Here is a 17,516-nt window from a genome sequence, read left to right on the forward strand (position 1 = left end):
CCGTATTAATATTCCAGGGTGAAGGCGCCTGATTTGGGGTCTTCGATCATTTTGTCCAGCGAGTACTTAATAGTTACGGTACGTTTGTCGGCTGAAAGTTCTACAGCTTCACCGGTTGTTTTCTTTGCCGGCCTGGGCAGCCTGATGATGGTGCTGATTTTTACAGCACCCAGCATGGCACTCATCTGTTGCATCTGCGCGAAAGATTCATCGCTCTTCAGTTTTTCAATTGCTGATTCATCTAACACGGTACGTTCAATTTTGCCGTTTGTGAAGTTGGTCTTGTAAATATTTTGCAGCATGTTCAGTTTGTCGAGCTCTTTCTTCTCACCTTCTTCTTCACCTTCTTCTTCATCTTCTTCTTTTTTCTGATCCAACACTTTGTTCATCACTTTCGCGAAGCTTTCCTGGTTGGCGGGGTCCCAGGTCTTGTTCAGGTCGGCCAATGTTTTATAAGGGAACTGGAAATTCATTTTGAAGATTTTCTCTTCCATCTTCATTTTCATCGTCATCTTTCCGTTTTCCAGCAATGCTTTTTGTTCGGCGGAAAGTTCAGAAGCCGTATCGGTAAAGCTTTTAAAATAGATAGTGGTGTCCTGCATTTTGGCGAATTCAGGATTATTTTTCATTTCTTCTTCTCCACCCATGGCGGCTACCATTTCAAATAGTTTTCCCATGTCCATGTTCATATCAAACACCACGGAGTTATCGGCAGCGATGGTATATTCTTCAGACATTTCATAACAACCCGTAAAGCCAATGGCGATACAGAGGATAAGGAATAAGGAGGTTAATTTTTTCATTGTGAGGTGTGTTGTATTTGATTAAAATTGAATGCCGGTTTCGTAGGTTACGGAAAACTGTTTGCTGGTGCCTGGTTCCAGCACCACCAATCCCATATTGTTGTTGAAGCAATCGGGCGCGCCGCTCAGGTTCTCGATGGCGATGCTGTTGCGGTGTGGCGGAATGTACATTTGAAGGAAGGGGTAATTTTCATCGGGATGAAAACGCACGAAAACACCGTTTTCCGGGTTATGCAATACAGGTGCATGTTGCGCTTCCTGGTCGAGGATAAAGCAGTTGTCAAGTTCAATATCAGCGAGTGGTTCCGCCTCCTGGAATTTGTTGTAAGGAAGGACTTTACCTGTCGGAATCAGTCTTTCATTAAACTCAACGATACCTTTCCCTTTAAAATTTAACGTCCAGTTGTTGGCTTTTCCGCCCAACTGGAAATAAGGATGCCACCCATCGGTCAAGGGAATTTTGTGTTCATCATCATTGATGACCTCGGTGGTGAGGGTGAGTTTATTACCAACCAATGCATAGGAGATACGGCAGGTATAGGTCCAGGGGTAGCCACTGTCCTGTTTGTCGTAGTGGTACACGAAAACAGCTTCCGCCGCGGAATCTGTCTGGGATGCTTCCAGGTGAAAAGGCTTGTTGTACAACAAACCATGAATGGCGTTGCCATCACCGAATTTGGTATCGAATTCCAGCGTTCTGCCTTCAAAGGTATAAACACCTTTTTCGATGCGGCAGGCGAAGGGAGAAAGTTTACTGCTTTTGAAAGAAGTACCCAGGTCGGCCCGGATATCATCCAGGTCCGCATAGTTGGCGATTACATTGAACGAAGCGCCGTTTACTTGCAGGTTCAGTTCGTGTAACATCGCGCCGAAGGCCGGTAGAATAACAGCGGAAGTATTTGCAGCCGAATCGGAAAGCACGATTTTATCTAATCCGTTCTCCTGAATGTGTTGTACAGAAAATTGCATGTATTGTTTTTGAAGCATAAATATAATCAATCCACCCAGGCGCCGTTCTCTTTCAGGAGACCGATCAGTTCTTCCACAGCGGTTTCCGTAGGCACGTTCCTTTTCACCACTTCTTTCCCTTTGTACAACGTGATTTTTCCGGGACCGCTGCCCACATAGCCAAAATCGGCATCGGCCATTTCTCCGGGACCATTCACGATACAGCCCATGATGGCGATTTTCACCCCTTTCAGGTGGTTGGTAACCGCGCGTATCTTCGCCGTGGTTTCCTGGAGGTCAAACAATGTTCTTCCGCAGGAAGGACAGGAAATGTATTCGGTTTTTGAAATCCGGGTCCTCGTAGCCTGGAGGATGGAGAAAGCCGTATTGTTGGTGAACTGGTGGATGTTCTTCACTTCGAGGTAAGTTCTGCCTGAAGACTGCATGGTATCCATTTTCGCGGAAGCCCCATAGCCCAGGCAAATTCCATCGCCCAGACCATCCAGCAGCAGCGCGCCCGTTTCGGTAGCGAAGTGAATCAGGTGCTCGTCCGGGGTGATCCCGTTGCTATCCGTGATCAGCACAACGGGGTTACGGAATCCTTTGTTCATCAGTTCTATGAACATCCGTCTTACCGATTGCATGGCGTTCTGGTTGGTGGAACTCAGGCAAATCACAACGGAAGGATCGTTCCCGATTTTTTCCAGCATCGCCACATCGGGCAATGCGCCGCCATTGTAGCAATCCACCATCACAAAATTGAGGGAGGGATGCTTCCAGGGCGCGGACACAAATCCGGATAAATCATATAAAGGAAAACATTTTCCGGAGGTATCATTTTGCGCCAGCGCTGGCGTTGTAATCACTTTAATTGTTCCCGGCAACGCGAAACCTGGCACTTTATTACCGGTATATACAAAATCGGCGGCGATATCGGCAATGGTCCATTTATCGGTTTGGGCATCGTAATGGTACCCGATGGCTTCGAGGTTCGTGGGCTCCAGGCTTTCGATCCTGTTGAGGTCGGCTATTACAACGGGCACCTGTTTTCCGCCGATGATGTCCACTTCAAAACTATCTCTTCGCTGGTAGCTGAACGGCGAGTAGGGCATTTTTTCTATGGGCGGAACGGTGCTGCTTTCCACGCCCGGGACATATCTTTTTACGAGGTCGCGGCAAACAGGTATTTCGAACTCCGGATCTTCGGTTAAGGATACCCGTATGGTATCACCAATGCCGTCTTCGAGCAACGCGCCTATTCCTATGGCAGATTTGATGCGCCCGTCTTCTCCATCGCCTGCTTCCGTCACCCCCAGGTGCAGCGGATAACACTCCGCGAACTCCTGGTCCATGCGCTCCACCAGCAGGCGGTAGGCCTGTACCATAACCTGCGGGTTGCTCGACTTCATGCTCAGTACAATATTGTGGTAACTTTCATAGCGTGCGATGCGGAGGAATTCCATGGCACTTTCCACCATCCCCATGGGTGTATCGCCGTAGCGGCTCATGATGCGGTCGCTCAACGAGCCGTGGTTGGTGCCGATACGCATGGCGGTACCGTATTCCTTACAGATTTTCACCAGCGGCGTAAACCTTTCGCGGATGCGGTCAATTTCGGCGGCGTATTCCGCGTCGGTATAATCGATCACATCGAACTTTTTCTTATCTACGTAATTGCCGGGATTCACGCGCACTTTTTCGATGAGCCTGGCGGCGATTTCCGCCGCATTCGGTGTAAAATGAATATCAGCCACGAGGGGCACGTGACAACCTCTTTTGGCGAGTTCAGCTTTGATCACCGCGAGGTTTTCAGCCTCTTTCTTACTGGGTGCGGTGATGCGCACCATTTCAGCGCCGGCTTCCACGCAACGGAGCGTTTGCTCCACGGTGGCCAGGGTATCCATGGTATCGGTGGTGGTCATCGTCTGTACACGGATGGGATGTCCGTTGCCCAGCAGTAATCCGCCGATGTTCACTTCTTTTGTAATCAGTCTTTTATACCCGGTAAGCGAAGGTGTATATAGTTGCATGTAAAATTTCCGGTTTGGGAGCACAAAGCTAGTTAAGAATAATGATGCGGTTTACCAATCTTTTCCGGGGCGTTCCGGGGCGGCTTTTTTCTGCTGCTGGAGCTTATCGCGCAGTTGCTTTTCCTTTTCTTCCATCGACTTCAGTTTCTGTTCCACTTCTTTCTGTGACATTTTATTTTTCTTTTGTTCTTCCTTTTTTTCCTTTTCCGGGTCTTTCGGCTCTTCTTTTTTCTTTTCCTCCTGTTGTTGCTGGTCCTGCTTTTTCTTTTCTTCCTGCTGTTTTTGTTTCAGCTCCTGGAGCGCCTTCTGCAGATTTTCGCGGGCCTGCATATCCGTAGGATCGTTCCGCAAAGCATTCTTGTACGCTTCAATAGCGGGTTCAAGTTGGTTCTGCTTGTTCATGGCCACGCCCTGGTTGTAATACGCACGGCTTTTGTCTGCTGCAGACTTTGCTTTTTCAGCGGCCTCACCAAAGCGTTGCGCGGCTTCATCAAATTTTTCGGAGCGGTACAACGCGTTTCCCTGGTTGTAACCGGCCACCATATTGTCGGGTTTGGCCTTCAGCGCATTTTCATATGCTTCCAATGCTTTATCGAAAGCGCCCTTTCTATACAACTCGTTTCCTTTTTTAATGAGATTGTTCGGCGTGGCCGACTGTGCGGACGCGAACAATGGCAGGAAGAAAACAATCATTATGCGCCATTGTTTCATGTTGTCTGTTTTTTAGCCAGAAATACCTTGTATTTGCTGAACCGGGAAGGCATCGCGTTTACCAGGAACTCCGCCAGCAGGAAGATCGCCGCGCCCAGTACGAACCAGTAGAAGAAAGATTTGTAATTGGCCTGGCTTTTATCGCTCACTGTACGTTGTTCCAGTGTATCCAGCCGGTCGCGGAGGCCTTTCACCGCCATGTCGGTACTCACCAGTTGCACGTACTCCCCGTTTCCCGCGGCGGCAATATCACGCAATAACTGTTCATTCAGTGCAGACACCACAACATTTCCGGCTTCATCTCTTTTAAAATCGCCGGTTTCTTCATCGGGAATTTTTGCACCTTCCGTACTTCCCACGCCTACCGTGGAGATCATGACACCGTTTTCGGCCATGGCCTGCGCGGTGGCTACGGCATCGGGATCATGGTCCTCCCCATCTGTAATGAGCAGTACTGCTTTATACTTTTTTTCCTTGGGATTGAATGCGGAATTACAGAGCCTGAGCGCTTCGCCTATCACAGTTCCCTGTGTGGAAACCATTGCCGGGCTGGCGGAATTGATGTACAACCTTGCCGCTGCGAGGTCTGTGGTAAGTGGCATCTGGAAATAAGCATGACCAGCGAAAATCACCAGTCCCACACGGTCGTTACCGAGTTCATCCAGCATTTTCGCCACCATGTGTTTGGCTTTTTCCATCCGGTTGGGTGCCACGTCCTGCGCCATCATACTTTTACTGACGTCCAGCGCCACCATCACATCCACGCCTGTCCGGGAAATATTTTCACCCCCCGATGGCTTACGGAGATTGGCGAGTGCCGCCACCAGTAGTCCGGCAGCCAGGGTAAGCAGGATATGGGAAAACGTGAATCGACGGGGAGAATCGCCGCGCAACAACGTTTTTACAAGTTCGGGGTCGCCGATCTTACGCATGGTATTCTTTTTCCAGCGTACCACGAGCCAGAACAGGAGTGTTACAAGGGGAAGCAACAGGAGCGCCCACCACCATACCGGGTATTGAAATTCAAGCAAATGAGTGTTCTTTTAGTTCAGGCAATTTACGAATCAAACCCAATGATGGCAAAAACCGTGCAGGTTCGGGGTTACATTTTCCCTTCGAGGAAACCCAGTTCTTTCAGAATACCTTTCAGAATGGTCATTCTTTTGGCGGGAATATCAGCGTCCGGATTGGGATCTTCTATGTTCAACGCAAAGAAATAGGGGTGCCTGTTCTCTTCCACCCAACCTACGACCCAGGCTATGGCGTGACCATTTTCAGCGGTTCCCCAACCGGTTTTATAGGCCAGGATATAGTTGCTGTTGTCTTCCTGCACCATGATCTTCTGTAGTATTTTTTGCGAGCGGGGCTGAAACGGGAGCTGGTTGAAATACAGTTTCTTAACAAGCCCCAGTTGTTCATCGGCGGTGATTTTTATGGAATTGTCGAGCCAGAAGGTATCCAGGTTATCCTTTATAACAGCTTTCCCGGCACTGCCCGCATAGCCCAGCGTATCCAGGAAATGCTGCATGGTATCTTTACCGATCCTGCGTGCCAGTTCCTGGTACCAGGGTACGGCGGAATACCGGAAGGCCTGCTCCATGGTCAAATCCTGGTTCCAGTTATCGACAGCGCGGGTGACGCCATCCCATTTTATGACCATTTTTTCATCGGTTATCCGACCGGTTTCCAATCCTATCAACCCGTTCACGATCTTGAACGTGGAGGCTGGCAGGTATGCGCTGTCGCGGAAGCGGGAGAGGTTAAACACGGTAAACGTTCCTTTTCCGTTGTCGAAAAGGCCGAAACTTCCCGTAACGCCCTGTTGCTCAAAGAATTTACCGAGGGATTTGTTCTCCGTAACATTGTTGTTGTTGCAGGCGGAGAAAAGCGTTCCCGCCACCAGCACATAGAAAAGATATTTCATGGCGCAAAGATGAGAAGAGATTGGCAATTTAAGCGGAAAGATTATGGTCCGGATCATTTTTACCCCGGCACAATTTCGCTGAAAGTGAGATTGAAGATTCAGCCATTTGGCTACATTTGTTTTATGTCGTTGAAAAGCTATAAACCTGTTCACTGGTTATACAACCTGCTCCACCTCGGAAAGTTGCAACACAATAAGGCGGCTTACCGGAAATACAACCTCAGCAAACCACTGGTAGGTTCCGTTTCCAGCAAAGATTTCCCCGATAAAACTTCCCGTGCCTGGCTCGACACGGGAGATTCAGCCGAACTGGCACCACAGAAAGATGGCTTTCAACATTTTTCTTCCGACATACAGAAAAGTATCCTTGAGTGGAGCAGTAATGGCTATCTTATATGGGAGCGGTGTTTTACGGAATCGCAATGTGACGCCATCAACCACGAAATAGAACGGCTCTTAAGCACGCATCAGTTAAAGTTCAAATATGGCAACAAGTTGATGTTCGCCAACAAGAAATCTGATACCGTCCGGCAAATGGCCGAAGCCCCCGCACTTGTCCAATTACTTGAATTTCTTCTGGACCGCGAAGTATTGGCCTTTCAAACCATCAACTTTTTAAAAGGAAGCGGACAACGGGCACACTCCGACAGTATTCACATGACCACCTATCCACTCGGCTACCTGATTGCCGCCTGGATCGCCCTGGAAGATATTTCCCACGAAAACGGGCCATTGTTTTATTACCCCGGCAGCCATAAACTTCCCTTTTTGTTGAACGGCGGATTTAATACAGGCAGTACTTTATTAAAACTCGGCAATAAAGATTACCATGATTATGAAGACGCGATAGCCGACCTGCTTACCCAACACGATTTTCCCCGGAAGGAATTCCTTGCGAAAAAAGGGGATGTACTGATCTGGCACGCCAACCTGATTCATGGCGGAGCCCCTATTCTAAACCCCGCGCTTACCCGTAAAAGTATGGTGGTGCATTATTATGCGAAGGATGTGATCAAATACCATGAAATCACGGAACGCCCTTCGTTGTTGTAAAAAAATGGCGGCACCCTGTAAACAGGCGCCGCCATGGGAATATATATTTGTGTTCGCTTACTTCAATACCCCTAATTCTTTCCCAACTTTTGTAAATGCGGCAATTGCCTTTTCCAGGTGGTGCTGCTCGTGCGCGGCGCTCAGCTGAACGCGGATACGCGCCTGGCCTTTCGCCACCACAGGGAAGAAGAACCCGATCACATACACCCCTTCTTCGAGCAGTTTGGCCGCGAATTGCTGGGCCAGTACCGCTTCATACAGCATAATCGGAACAATAGGGTGATCGCCTGGTTTGATGTCGAAGCCCGCTTCCGTCATTTTGGAGCGGAAGAATTTCGTGTTGAATTCCAGTTTATCGCGGAGTTCAGTGGTTTCGCTGAGCATATCGAGTACCGCGATGGAAGCGCCTACGATACTGGGCGCGACGGTATTGGAGAAAAGGTACGGACGGCTACGCTGGCGCAACATTTCGATAATTTCCTTTTTCCCGCTGGTGAATCCGCCGGAAGCACCGCCGAGGGCTTTTCCTAATGTTCCGGTGATGATGTCGATGCGGCCCATCACACCACGGTATTCGTGGGTGCCACGACCTGTTTTACCGAGGAATCCGGAAGAATGACATTCATCGATCATCACGATGGCATCGTATTGGTCGGCTAGGTCGCAGATTTTATCGAGTTGGGCGATGGTACCGTCCATGCTGAAAGAGCCGTCGGTTACGATGATGCGGCTGCGGAGGCCCTGGGTTTCCTTCAATTTGGCTTCCAGGTCTGCCATATCGTTGTGGTTGTACCGGAAACGCTGCGCCTTGCACAAACGAACACCATCTATAATAGAGGCGTGGTTCAGGGCATCGGAGATGATCGCGTCCTGCTCGTTGAAAAGAGGTTCAAATACGCCACCGTTCGCATCGAATGCCGCGGCATATAAAATGGTATCTTCTGTACCCAGGAACTGTGCAATCTTGGTTTCCAGTTCTTTATGAATATCCTGGGTTCCGCATATGAAACGGACACTGCTCATGCCATACCCATGGGAATCGATTGCTTTATGGGCGGCCTCAATCACTTTGGGATGGGAAGACAGCCCGAGGTAATTGTTGGCGCAGAAATTCAGCACGGTTTTCCCGTTCACTACAATCTCCGGCCCTTGTTCGCTGGTAATGATGCGTTCGGATTTGAACAAGCCCGCTTCGCGGATTTCTTGCAGTTCAGCTCCTATTCTTTGTACGAAATTCTGGTTCATAAACAGGTGTTTTCAACGTTAACGGCTGCAAAATAAAGCAATTACGCGTAGTAAAAATGGGATTTGAACTGTGTTAACAGGTACAATCGATTGCTTTTCTGAAAAAATCTGTAACAAAAAGCCATTACCTTCGTCTAACCCTGAAAACAACGTATATGAAACGCAGGAGCGCATTAATAGCCGGAGGGATCGCGGTACTGCTGGTTTGCTGCATCTGGAGCGAGCGGCAACCACGTGAGGAAGTTATTTCCGGAGAGGAACCACAGGAACTTTCCGCCGGAAAATCACCGTTCAGCAAAGAAGTAAAGCTGCTCCGTTCTATCGGTCATCATGTAATTTCCGCGACCCGGTAATTTTTTTTGTAGGATGCTGTAACATTCTCCCCGTTCACCCGTCACACTTTCAACGCACAACAATAACCAACAGGCCCACTGTTTATGACGGAAAAAGACTACAATGATTGTGTAAGGCAGTATGCAGACAATGTATACCGTTTTATACTCAAAAACCTGAAACACGAGGAAGACGCCCGCGACGTGGTGCAGTCGGCCTTTGAAAAAATGTGGCGGAACCGCGCCGAAGTGGAAGCGGATAAATGTAAGTCGTTCCTCTTTACAGTGGCCTACAACCAGATGATTGACCACCTCCGCAAAGCGAAAAGGGTGACGTTAAAAGAAGAATTCAGGGAAGATGCGCGTATTTCTTACAAAGAGGTGAACAACGCGAAGAAAATACTGGAAGAAGCGCTGGACAGGCTGAACGAAACACAACGTTCGTTGGTGATGCTGAAAGATTATGAAGGGTACAGTTACGAAGAGATCGGCCAGATCATGGGACTGTCCGACAGCCAGGTGAAAGTGTACCTCCACAGAGCGCGTCTGCAATTGAAAAATTATTTAGTTAAGCCGGAAAACGTGATATAAATGGAACTGAACCGCAACAATTACGAAGAATACTTCCTGCTCTACCTGGATGGTGAGCTGGATGCCGCGGGCAGGAACGAAGTGGAAACTTTCCTGGCGGCCAATCCCGATATGGCGATGGAGATGGCATTGCTGAAAGAAACCATTCTCCAGGCGGAACAGGAAGAACCCATTCAATTCGGAGATATTGAACTGCTGCTGAAACCAGAAACAGAGGCGGTAATCAACCAACAGAACTTCGAACCCTTCCTGTTGTCTTATATCGACAATGAACTTTCTGCGGAGGATAAAATAAGAACGGAGGCTTTCGTTTCGGCCAACGCTTCCGCGAAAGAAACACTTCAGGTTTTACAACGTACGAAACTTCAGCCCGATCTTTCTATCATTTATCCTGATAAAAGTGAACTGCTGAAAGAAGAAAAAAACAGAAAGATCGTTTACTTCCGCTGGCAATATGTAGCCGTGGCCGCCGCGATGATGGGTATATTCGTTACCCTGTGGCTGAACAAACCGGTAGATAACAATACAGCACAGGCTCCGGGAATGGCTTCCAATGAAAAACCTTCAACAACACCCGCGGATACTAACGGGACTTCCATACCATACAACACAACGAATACGACACTGGCATCCACAACGAATCCTGTTGCGCCCCCGAAATCTACCGGAACACGTGTAGATCAACCGAAGAAGCAGGCCATCCCGGTACAGGAACATCTTGCTGAAAGCAATACTGCTTTCGCGGTAAATGAAGTGAACAAGGCGCCGAAAGCATTCACAGACATCCACAACACCATCGCTTCCAACAATACTGTTGAAGCACCGGTGACCACCATCACGGAGAAAAAGGGAGACATGAAACTGGCTGCACCGGTAACCCCGGGCACTGATGCCCTGAAAGCAACGCTGGCCGCCAACCAGAAACTTGAAATGCCTGAAGAAGAAGTACTCCTGATCGGAAGCACCAGGATCAATAAAAGTTCCGTGCGGGGTATCCTCCGGAAAACCGGCAGGTTCCTGGAACGCACAGCCAATGTGGGCGAGAACAAAGCCAGCCAGTTCATCAACGGTAAATCAGACAACAAAAAAGATTAAGATTTAAGCCTGCACATATAGCAGCATCCGGAAATAATTCCGGCAGGACATTTCATATCATTATTCAACTATAGCCATGAAACACCTTACTGTGTTTCCACCAAACAAAAAACAAGCATTCAGATGAAACAGTTACTTCTACTCGCAACCGTACTCCTGAGTATCGGAACCGCCTCCGCTCAAACCGACAGCACCAGACAGGAGAAAAAGCCAGACACCATCCGCATTGGCGGGATCGTGATCATTAAAAGCAAAGACAAGGATTCTAAATCCAAAACCATCATCATCGAAGACAGTACAAAAATTGTACGGAAGAAAGCAAAATCAGATGTGAGCACCAACTGGTGGATCGTTGACCTCGGCTTTGCCAACTACACCGATAACACCAATTACGCCAACGCCCTGGCCAGCGGATTTGTTGGACCTGGTGTGGGAGAAGATCAACTTGACCTCAGAACCGGTAAATCCGTGAACGTAAACATCTGGTTCTTCATGCAACGCTTCAACCTCGTTAAGCATTATGTGAACCTTAAATACGGTCTGGGACTGGAACTCAACAACTACCGCTATACCGAACCGGTATTGTTTAATACAAGTCCCACACAAATTGTAATGGATACCCGCCACTATACCAAGAACAAGCTGGCGGCGGATTACCTCACCGTTCCCCTGATGCTGAACTTCAATTTCAATCCCAACAAAAGAAAATCATTCTCCCTGAGCGCCGGCGTGAGCGGAGGATACCTTTACAGCGCGCGCCAGAAAACCATCACAGGAGAAGATGGTAAGCAGAAAGAGCGCGATGATTTCGACCTGCGCAAATTCAAACTGGCCTATATCGGGGAGATCGGGCTGGGACCCGTTAAACTCTACGGATCACTCGCCACACAGTCGATGTTCGAGAAAGGTCTTGACCAAACACCCTTCAATGTAGGCTTCCGTTTGAGCAACTGGTAAGCCGACGATTTTAACAACCGCAACACATACTAAGAAAAGGGGCGTCGCCGTTAATGGTGAAGCCCCTTTTCCCGTTTAATATTACCCTTAAATTTGGTGATCGATGAAACGGGCATTTTCATTTTTTCTTGTCGCGGCCATTGCTCCCGCACTCAGTTTTCTTCCCGCGAAGAACAGGCGCTATCACAGGATAAACGCGCCGATCGGAGAAGTGTATATCGTTATCGATAAATCGGATTATGAACTGAAACTTTTCGATCAGAAAGGATGGTACGCCACCTACCCCGTTGTATTCGGCAGCAACTCCCTCGCCGATAAACGCATGGAAGGCGACAAACTCACGCCCGAAGGGGATTACCGCATCCAAAACAAGCGGGTTCACCAGAAATGGAGCCGCTTTCTCCTGATAGATTATCCCAACCAACAGAACCGGGAGCGCTTTGCGCAGTTGAAAGCGAGCGGAAAAATACCTTCCGGCGCCAGCATTGGCGGAGGCATTGGCATCCACGGCACCTGGCCCCGCGAAGAATACGCGGTTGACCGATACCTCAACTGGACCGACGGCTGCATTTCGTTGAAGAGAACAGATGTGGAGGAATTATATGAACTGGTCCCCGCCGGAACACGGGTGCGCATACAACGGTGATGGTGAAGTATTTTCCCGCGGCAGCTCGGCGGTGTAAAAGGAAAATTTCCTTTCGAATTAATGCGTTGCGCCGTAGTGTCGTTGCGAGAAATTATTTCTTATATATTAATGTAATATAGTCTCTCGCAGATTGCTTCATGCCTCGCAACGCTACGGCGCAACGTTATACAGTTTTAAGAAACTAGAGTTTGCCGTTCCTGATTTCATCTACAACGCCGGGATCGAGCAAGGTAGAGGTATCGCCGAGGCTACCGAGTTCACCTTCCGCGATCTTGCGGAGGATGCGGCGCATGATTTTACCGCTTCTTGTTTTGGGCAATCCACTGACGAACTGGATTTTATCGGGTTTGGCGATGGGTCCAATAATGCGCGAAACGGTTTGGATGATGTCCTGGCGGGTGGAAGCTTCGTCTCCGTGGAAACCGCTTACGGTAACGTAGGCGTATATACCCTGCCCTTTGATGTCGTGCGGGTAACCTACTACTGCACTTTCCACCACGCTGGCGTGCATATTAATGGCGTTTTCCACTTCGGCGGTACCGATGCGGTGGCCGCTCACATTCAGTACATCATCCACACGGCCGGTAATGCGGTAGAAACCATCTTTATCTTTTAAAGCGCCGTCTCCGGTGAAATAGAGGTTTTCGTAGGTGGCGAAATAATTGGTGCGGCACCTTTCGTGATCGCCATAAGTAGTGCGGAGTATGCCGGGCCAGGGGGCTTTGATGCAAAGATTTCCTTTGATCAGTCCGTCTTCATCAGCTTCCGTTACTTCTTCCCCTTTCTCATCCACGAGGATGGGTTGAATACCAGGCAAGGGCAACGTGGCCCAGGAGGGTTTGGCGGGTGTTACGCCAGCGAGGTTGGTGATCATTACCCCACCAGTTTCGGTTTGCCACCAGGTATCCACGATGGGGCATTGTTTTTTGCCGATGTGTTCATCGTACCAATGCCACGCTTCTTCGTTGATGGGCTCTCCTACTGTTCCGAGGACTTTAAGGGAAGAAAGATCTTTGTCTTTGAGGGGATCCAGTCCGAAGCCCATCAGGCTGCGGATAGCGGTGGGCGCGGTATAGAGGATGTTCACCTTGTATTTGTCCACGATATCCCAGAAGCGGCCGGCATCGGGCCAGGTGGGAATACCTTCGAACATGATGGAAGTCGCGCCTGCGCTCAGTGGTCCGTACAGAATGTAACTGTGTCCGGTGATCCAGCCGATATCCGCGGTGCAGAAATGTACCTGTCCGGGCTGGTACTGGAACGCGTTCACGAAAGTATAATTCGCCCATACCATGTATCCCGCGCAGGAATGCACCACACCTTTCGGTTTTCCCGTACTTCCTGAAGTGTAGAGAATAAAGAGGGGATCTTCAGCGTCCATCACTTCCACGTCACCGAAACCATTCACGGGGAGCGTGTCGGTTACCTTGAGCATTTCATCTTCCCACCATACATCGCGGCCCTTGATCATACTGACCGGCGTGCGGGTGCGGGTATAAACGATCACCCTTTTCACGAGTTTGTTTCCAATGAGTGCATCGTCAATCACACTTTTCAGAGGAATATCTTTAGCTCCGCGGTAAGCCCCGTCGCAGGTGACGATGAACTCAGCTTTGGCATCTTCGAGGCGGTCGGCGATACTCTGGGCGGAGAACCCACCGAATATCACACTGTGGATGGCGCCGATGCGGGCACAGGCCAGTACGGCGTAAGCCAGTTCAGGCACCATACCCATATAAATGCAAACACGGTCGCCTTTTTTCACCCCGTTGTTTTTCAGCACCTGGGCGAACTGGCATACTCTTTTGTGCAAACGCTCATAGGTGACCACACGGGTTCTTTCTTCGGGATTGTTGGGTTCCCAGATGATCGCCGGCTTATCCCCAAGTTTCTCGAGGTGGCGGTCGAGACAGCTTTCAGTGATGTTCAGCCTTCCTCCGGCGAACCATTCCACTTTCGGCTCCGCGAAATTCCAGTTCAGTACCTTATCCCATTTTTTTCTCCACTGGAAATGAGCGGCGATCTCCGCCCAGAAGCCTTCCGGATCTTTTACACTCTTCTCATACGCGTCCTTGTAGCTTTCAAAAGATTTGATCTGATAGGGATATGACATAGCACGTTACATTTTGAGGCCATAAAGTAAAAACATTCCTCCGGGATGAACAAAATCAAATAGTTACGTTTTTCTTTTGCGATCCATCCAACGTCTGGCTGTTAATTTTGTTAATTTTATTAACAGGGTTCCAGTTGTGCGGGAACATCCCTATTTTTACGTCTGATGAAAGCAACCAACCAGATAGCACCATTTCAAATGGCCAGGAAATTCATTTCCGTAGGTCTGATGGTGTTTGCGCTTGCCTTCCTCACCATCAGTAACGTATTTATCTATCCTGACACGGAAGGCCTGATCAGGATCGCGCAAAGCGACGATCTCCCCGCCCCGCCAGGACCAGATAACGATACATCAGAAAACAACGCCAACAACATGGCGGAAGAAAGAGCCGAGAGCGGCTCCAATTCTCTCTCCGAATACCTTCACGACCACAGTGAAATAGCGCATCCCGCTACAGATGCTTACCTGACGCATCATAAATTCCATTTTACCGGAAAAAGTTTAGCGGTTCATTTTGAACTGAACACACCACCTCCCGAACAGGTTATCGCGTAACCTTTTCTTCCTTATTTGAATTATTGTAATCAGTAAAGGTTTTCAGTATTCCGCTCCCGCGGGAGTAGCCATGTGTTCGTTCTGCGCGCACATGAGGGGCTATGAGATCCATCGTTATATCATTATTCAGCACGTTTTTAAAAGTTTCAACATGGTTAAGAAAGCGAAAAATTATTTCAGTTCGTTGGGGAATGACATTCCTTCAGCGCTGGTGGTGTTCCTTGTAGCGCTGCCATTGTGCCTTGGCATCGCCCTGGCATCGGGCGCACCTCCTTTTTCAGGCTTAATCGCCGGTATTGTTGGAGGCATCGTTATTGGCGCCCTCAGCGGTTCTCAGTTAAGTGTAAGCGGACCCGCGGCGGGCTTAACGGCCATTGTGGCGGCAGCGATACTTAAACTTCAGGTGTATGAAGCATTTCTGCTGGCCGTAGTGCTTGCAGGTGCGCTGCAACTTATTTTTGGGTTCCTGAAAGCTGGTGTTGTTGGCGACTATGTACCCGGCAGTGTAATTAAGGGAATGCTGGCCGCGATCGGCCTGATCCTGATCCTTAAGCAATTGCCGCACCTGGTAGGCTACGACGCGGATTTCGAAGGCAACGAAGCATTTGCGGGGAAAGGTGGAGAAAACACCTTCACGGGAATTTTTCATTCCCTCAATTATGTACTTCCTGTAGCCATGGCAATTGGCGTGATCTCCATACTGATACAGGTGCTGTGGGAAAAGGTACTGGTGAAGAAGGCAAAGATTTTCAAACTGATCCCTTCGCCATTCGTTGTGGTACTGGTGGCTGTAGGCATCAATGAGTACCTCATTTCCAGCAACCCGGGCACGGCGCTGAAATCATCCCATCTTGTAAACATTCCGGTGGCCACATCAGTGGAAGGCTTCCTCTCCTTTTTCTCTTTCCCTGATTTCAGTCACCTCACCAATATGGCCGTCTGGACCACGGCGCTTACCCTCGCTATTGTAGCGAGCCTGGAAACGCTGCTGAACATTGAAGCAGCGGATGAACTGGACCCTTACCAACGCGTAACACCCACCAACCGGGAGTTGAAGGCGCAAGGTGCGGGTAACCTGATCTCAGGGCTCATCGGAGGACTTCCCATTACTTCGGTAATCGTGCGTACTTCGGCTAACGTAAACTCAGGCGCGAAAACAAAAATATCCGCCATTACCCACGGTATGCTGTTGCTGCTCTGCGCGGCGCTTATTCCTGGCTTGCTGAATAAAATACCGCTCTCCGCATTGGCCGGCATCCTGATATTCACCGGTTATAAACTGGCCAAACCATCTTTGTTCAAAGAGTTCTATAAAAAAGGTTGGAACCAGTTCGCGCCCTTTGTCATCACCATAGCCGCCATCCTCCTCACCGACCTGCTGATCGGTATCATGATCGGTATAGCGGTAGGCCTGTTCTTTGTACTGCGCAGCAATTTCAAAACAGCCGTGCATGTGGTGAGCGATGGCAACCGTCACCTTGTCCGCCTCCGGAAAGATGTATCCTTCCTCAATAAACCCATCATCAAACAAAGGCTGGAAGCCATTCCTGAAGATGGCTATGTTTTGATTGACATCTCAAGCGCCGATTTCATTGATGCGGATGTAGTTGATATTATCGAGGACTTCATGATACACGCGCCACTAAAAAACATCAAAGTGGAACTGAAAAAAAGTTTATACCGTGAACACGGTTTCAACGAAGCCATCCTGAACGGGGAAATGGTGATGGCGAAGAAGTCTGATCCCCATTAAGCAATTTATCTGCAAAGGAAACCATTCATTAAGCTGGAAAAAACACACTAAAGATGAAATCATTCGAGAAACTTTTACTGACAAACAAAGCATGGGCAAAAGAAAAAGTAGAAGACGACCCTGAATACTTTCTCCGCCAGGCAAAGATCCAGACGCCTGAATTTCTTTGGATCGGGTGCAGCGACAGCCGCGTACCCGCCAATGAAGTTACCGGTACCGCGCCCGGAGAAATATTCGTACACAGGAACATCGCCAACATGGTGGTGCATACCGACCTGAACCTGCTGAGCGTACTCGACTATGCCGTGAACCACCTTAAAGTGAAGCACATCATCGTTTGCGGTCACTACGGTTGCGGCGGCGTGAAAGCATCCATGACGCAGCACAGCCTGGGCATCATCAACAAATGGCTCCGTAACATCAAGGATGTGTACCGCATCCACCGCGATGAGATTGATGGTATTCCGGACGAAGAAGCCCGTGCCGACAGGTTGGTGGAACTCAATACCAAAGAGCAGGTCATGAACCTGGCCAAAACTTCCATCATCCAGGCTGCATGGAAACACCATCAGCGCCCACACCTGCATGGCTGGGTTTACGGGTTGAAAGACGGCATTCTCAACCCGGTATTCGACATGGCACCAGGTACCCATATCGACCCGTTGTACGAGTACGATAATCTTTAACTTTTTTCGCTTTCTACACCATAGGCCCGTCGCCACAAAGCGATGGGCTTTTTTTATTGGGCAGGATGGTTATA

At 49.1% G+C, this 17,516-nt stretch carries 17 protein-coding genes; 9 read left to right on the forward strand and 8 right to left on the reverse strand.

The window, feature by feature from the left end; translation table 11 throughout:
• Window positions 1-5: 5 nt before the first annotated feature.
• The 6 genes from M4J38_RS03120 to M4J38_RS03145 form a co-directional block, all read right to left on the reverse strand.
• Window positions 6-803, reverse strand: a complete 798-nt coding sequence (locus M4J38_RS03120) for a hypothetical protein (protein WP_251758070.1) — start codon at window positions 801-803, stop codon at window positions 6-8.
• Window positions 804-824: 21 nt separating this feature from the next.
• A complete protein-coding gene (locus M4J38_RS03125) occupies window positions 825-1,772 on the reverse strand; it encodes an aldose 1-epimerase (RefSeq protein WP_251758071.1) in 948 nt (315 codons plus the stop codon).
• A 26-nt stretch (window positions 1,773-1,798) separates the two neighbouring features.
• Entirely contained in the window at window positions 1,799-3,781 is a 1,983-nt protein-coding gene (gene ispG, locus M4J38_RS03130; RefSeq protein WP_251758072.1) for a (E)-4-hydroxy-3-methylbut-2-enyl-diphosphate synthase, read from the reverse strand.
• Window positions 3,782-3,832: 51 nt separating this feature from the next.
• Window positions 3,833-4,492, reverse strand: a complete 660-nt coding sequence (locus M4J38_RS03135) for a tetratricopeptide repeat protein (RefSeq protein ID WP_251758073.1) — start codon at window positions 4,490-4,492, stop codon at window positions 3,833-3,835.
• Window positions 4,489-5,523, reverse strand: a complete 1,035-nt coding sequence (locus tag M4J38_RS03140; protein WP_251758074.1) for a VWA domain-containing protein — start codon at window positions 5,521-5,523, stop codon at window positions 4,489-4,491. Before M4J38_RS03140 ends, M4J38_RS03135 begins: the two co-directional genes overlap by 4 nt.
• 71 nt (window positions 5,524-5,594) lie before the next feature.
• Window positions 5,595-6,416 carry a penicillin-binding transpeptidase domain-containing protein gene (locus M4J38_RS03145; protein WP_251758075.1) on the reverse strand — a complete coding sequence of 274 codons (822 nt, stop codon included), beginning with the start codon at window positions 6,414-6,416 and terminating at the stop codon, window positions 5,595-5,597.
• Between the two features lie 123 nt (window positions 6,417-6,539).
• On the opposite strand from M4J38_RS03145, the gene M4J38_RS03150 reads away from it, so the two are divergent.
• On the forward strand, window positions 6,540-7,469 hold the full coding sequence (locus tag M4J38_RS03150; RefSeq protein WP_251758076.1) for a phytanoyl-CoA dioxygenase family protein: 930 nt from the start codon (window positions 6,540-6,542) through the stop codon (window positions 7,467-7,469).
• 57 nt (window positions 7,470-7,526) lie between these two features.
• On the opposite strand, the gene kbl is transcribed toward M4J38_RS03150, so the two are convergent.
• On the reverse strand, window positions 7,527-8,714 hold the full coding sequence (gene kbl, locus M4J38_RS03155) for a glycine C-acetyltransferase (RefSeq protein WP_251758077.1): 1,188 nt from the start codon (window positions 8,712-8,714) through the stop codon (window positions 7,527-7,529).
• 155 nt (window positions 8,715-8,869) lie between these two features.
• On the opposite strand from kbl, the gene M4J38_RS03160 reads away from it, so the two are divergent.
• The 5 genes from M4J38_RS03160 (at window position 8,870) to M4J38_RS03180 (ending at window position 12,335) form a co-directional block, all read left to right on the forward strand.
• Complete coding sequence (locus M4J38_RS03160; RefSeq protein ID WP_251758078.1) at window positions 8,870-9,067, forward strand: hypothetical protein; 198 nt, start codon at window positions 8,870-8,872, stop codon at window positions 9,065-9,067.
• 84 nt (window positions 9,068-9,151) lie between these two features.
• Window positions 9,152-9,637, forward strand: coding sequence for an RNA polymerase sigma factor (locus tag M4J38_RS03165; RefSeq protein WP_251758079.1), 486 nt, complete (start codon window positions 9,152-9,154; stop codon window positions 9,635-9,637).
• Window positions 9,638-10,732, forward strand: a complete 1,095-nt coding sequence (locus M4J38_RS03170; RefSeq protein WP_251758080.1) for a hypothetical protein — start codon at window positions 9,638-9,640, stop codon at window positions 10,730-10,732.
• A gap of 123 nt (window positions 10,733-10,855) precedes the next feature.
• Window positions 10,856-11,689 carry an outer membrane beta-barrel protein gene (locus M4J38_RS03175; protein WP_251758081.1) on the forward strand — a complete coding sequence of 278 codons (834 nt, stop codon included), beginning with the start codon at window positions 10,856-10,858 and terminating at the stop codon, window positions 11,687-11,689.
• A 103-nt stretch (window positions 11,690-11,792) separates the two neighbouring features.
• Window positions 11,793-12,335: a murein L,D-transpeptidase family protein gene (locus M4J38_RS03180; protein WP_251758082.1), complete on the forward strand. Its 543-nt coding sequence runs from the start codon at window positions 11,793-11,795 to the stop codon at window positions 12,333-12,335.
• Between the two features lie 181 nt (window positions 12,336-12,516).
• Here M4J38_RS03180 and acs read toward each other — a convergent pair whose 3' ends face one another.
• A complete protein-coding gene (gene acs, locus M4J38_RS03185) occupies window positions 12,517-14,448 on the reverse strand; it encodes an acetate--CoA ligase (RefSeq protein WP_251758083.1) in 1,932 nt (643 codons plus the stop codon).
• Between the two features lie 165 nt (window positions 14,449-14,613).
• Between acs and M4J38_RS03190 the strand changes: the two genes are divergently transcribed.
• From M4J38_RS03190 to can, 3 genes are all read left to right on the forward strand, one after another.
• Window positions 14,614-15,003 carry a hypothetical protein gene (locus tag M4J38_RS03190; protein ID WP_251758084.1) on the forward strand — a complete coding sequence of 130 codons (390 nt, stop codon included), beginning with the start codon at window positions 14,614-14,616 and terminating at the stop codon, window positions 15,001-15,003.
• A gap of 151 nt (window positions 15,004-15,154) precedes the next feature.
• Window positions 15,155-16,756: a SulP family inorganic anion transporter gene (locus M4J38_RS03195; RefSeq protein ID WP_251758085.1), complete on the forward strand. Its 1,602-nt coding sequence runs from the start codon at window positions 15,155-15,157 to the stop codon at window positions 16,754-16,756.
• A gap of 53 nt (window positions 16,757-16,809) precedes the next feature.
• A complete protein-coding gene (can, locus tag M4J38_RS03200) occupies window positions 16,810-17,442 on the forward strand; it encodes a carbonate dehydratase (RefSeq protein ID WP_251758086.1) in 633 nt (210 codons plus the stop codon).
• Window positions 17,443-17,516 lie beyond the last annotated feature (74 nt).

The sequence above is a fragment of the Parasegetibacter sp. NRK P23 genome (assembly GCF_023721715.1).
Lineage (GTDB): Bacteria > Bacteroidota > Bacteroidia > Chitinophagales > Chitinophagaceae > Parasegetibacter.

Bases quoted from the DNA above. Each gene is read 5' to 3' on its own strand.
- acs (WP_251758083.1), bottom strand. From the start codon at position 14,448: ATGTCATATCCCTATCAGATCAAATCTTTTGAAAGCTACAAGGACGCG.
- M4J38_RS03190 (WP_251758084.1), top strand. From the start codon at position 14,614: ATGAAAGCAACCAACCAGATAGCACCATTTCAAATGGCCAGGAAATTC.
- M4J38_RS03170 (WP_251758080.1), top strand. From the start codon at position 9,638: ATGGAACTGAACCGCAACAATTACGAAGAATACTTCCTGCTCTACCTG.
- M4J38_RS03175 (WP_251758081.1), top strand. From the start codon at position 10,856: ATGAAACAGTTACTTCTACTCGCAACCGTACTCCTGAGTATCGGAACC.
- M4J38_RS03180 (WP_251758082.1), top strand. From the start codon at position 11,793: ATGAAACGGGCATTTTCATTTTTTCTTGTCGCGGCCATTGCTCCCGCA.
- ispG (WP_251758072.1), bottom strand. From the start codon at position 3,781: ATGCAACTATATACACCTTCGCTTACCGGGTATAAAAGACTGATTACA.
- kbl (WP_251758077.1), bottom strand. From the start codon at position 8,714: ATGAACCAGAATTTCGTACAAAGAATAGGAGCTGAACTGCAAGAAATC.
- can (WP_251758086.1), top strand. From the start codon at position 16,810: ATGAAATCATTCGAGAAACTTTTACTGACAAACAAAGCATGGGCAAAA.
- M4J38_RS03195 (WP_251758085.1), top strand. From the start codon at position 15,155: ATGGTTAAGAAAGCGAAAAATTATTTCAGTTCGTTGGGGAATGACATT.
- M4J38_RS03145 (WP_251758075.1), bottom strand. From the start codon at position 6,416: ATGAAATATCTTTTCTATGTGCTGGTGGCGGGAACGCTTTTCTCCGCC.
- M4J38_RS03165 (WP_251758079.1), top strand. From the start codon at position 9,152: ATGACGGAAAAAGACTACAATGATTGTGTAAGGCAGTATGCAGACAAT.
- M4J38_RS03135 (WP_251758073.1), bottom strand. From the start codon at position 4,492: ATGAAACAATGGCGCATAATGATTGTTTTCTTCCTGCCATTGTTCGCG.
- M4J38_RS03120 (WP_251758070.1), bottom strand. From the start codon at position 803: ATGAAAAAATTAACCTCCTTATTCCTTATCCTCTGTATCGCCATTGGC.
- M4J38_RS03150 (WP_251758076.1), top strand. From the start codon at position 6,540: ATGTCGTTGAAAAGCTATAAACCTGTTCACTGGTTATACAACCTGCTC.
- M4J38_RS03125 (WP_251758071.1), bottom strand. From the start codon at position 1,772: ATGCAATTTTCTGTACAACACATTCAGGAGAACGGATTAGATAAAATC.
- M4J38_RS03160 (WP_251758078.1), top strand. From the start codon at position 8,870: ATGAAACGCAGGAGCGCATTAATAGCCGGAGGGATCGCGGTACTGCTG.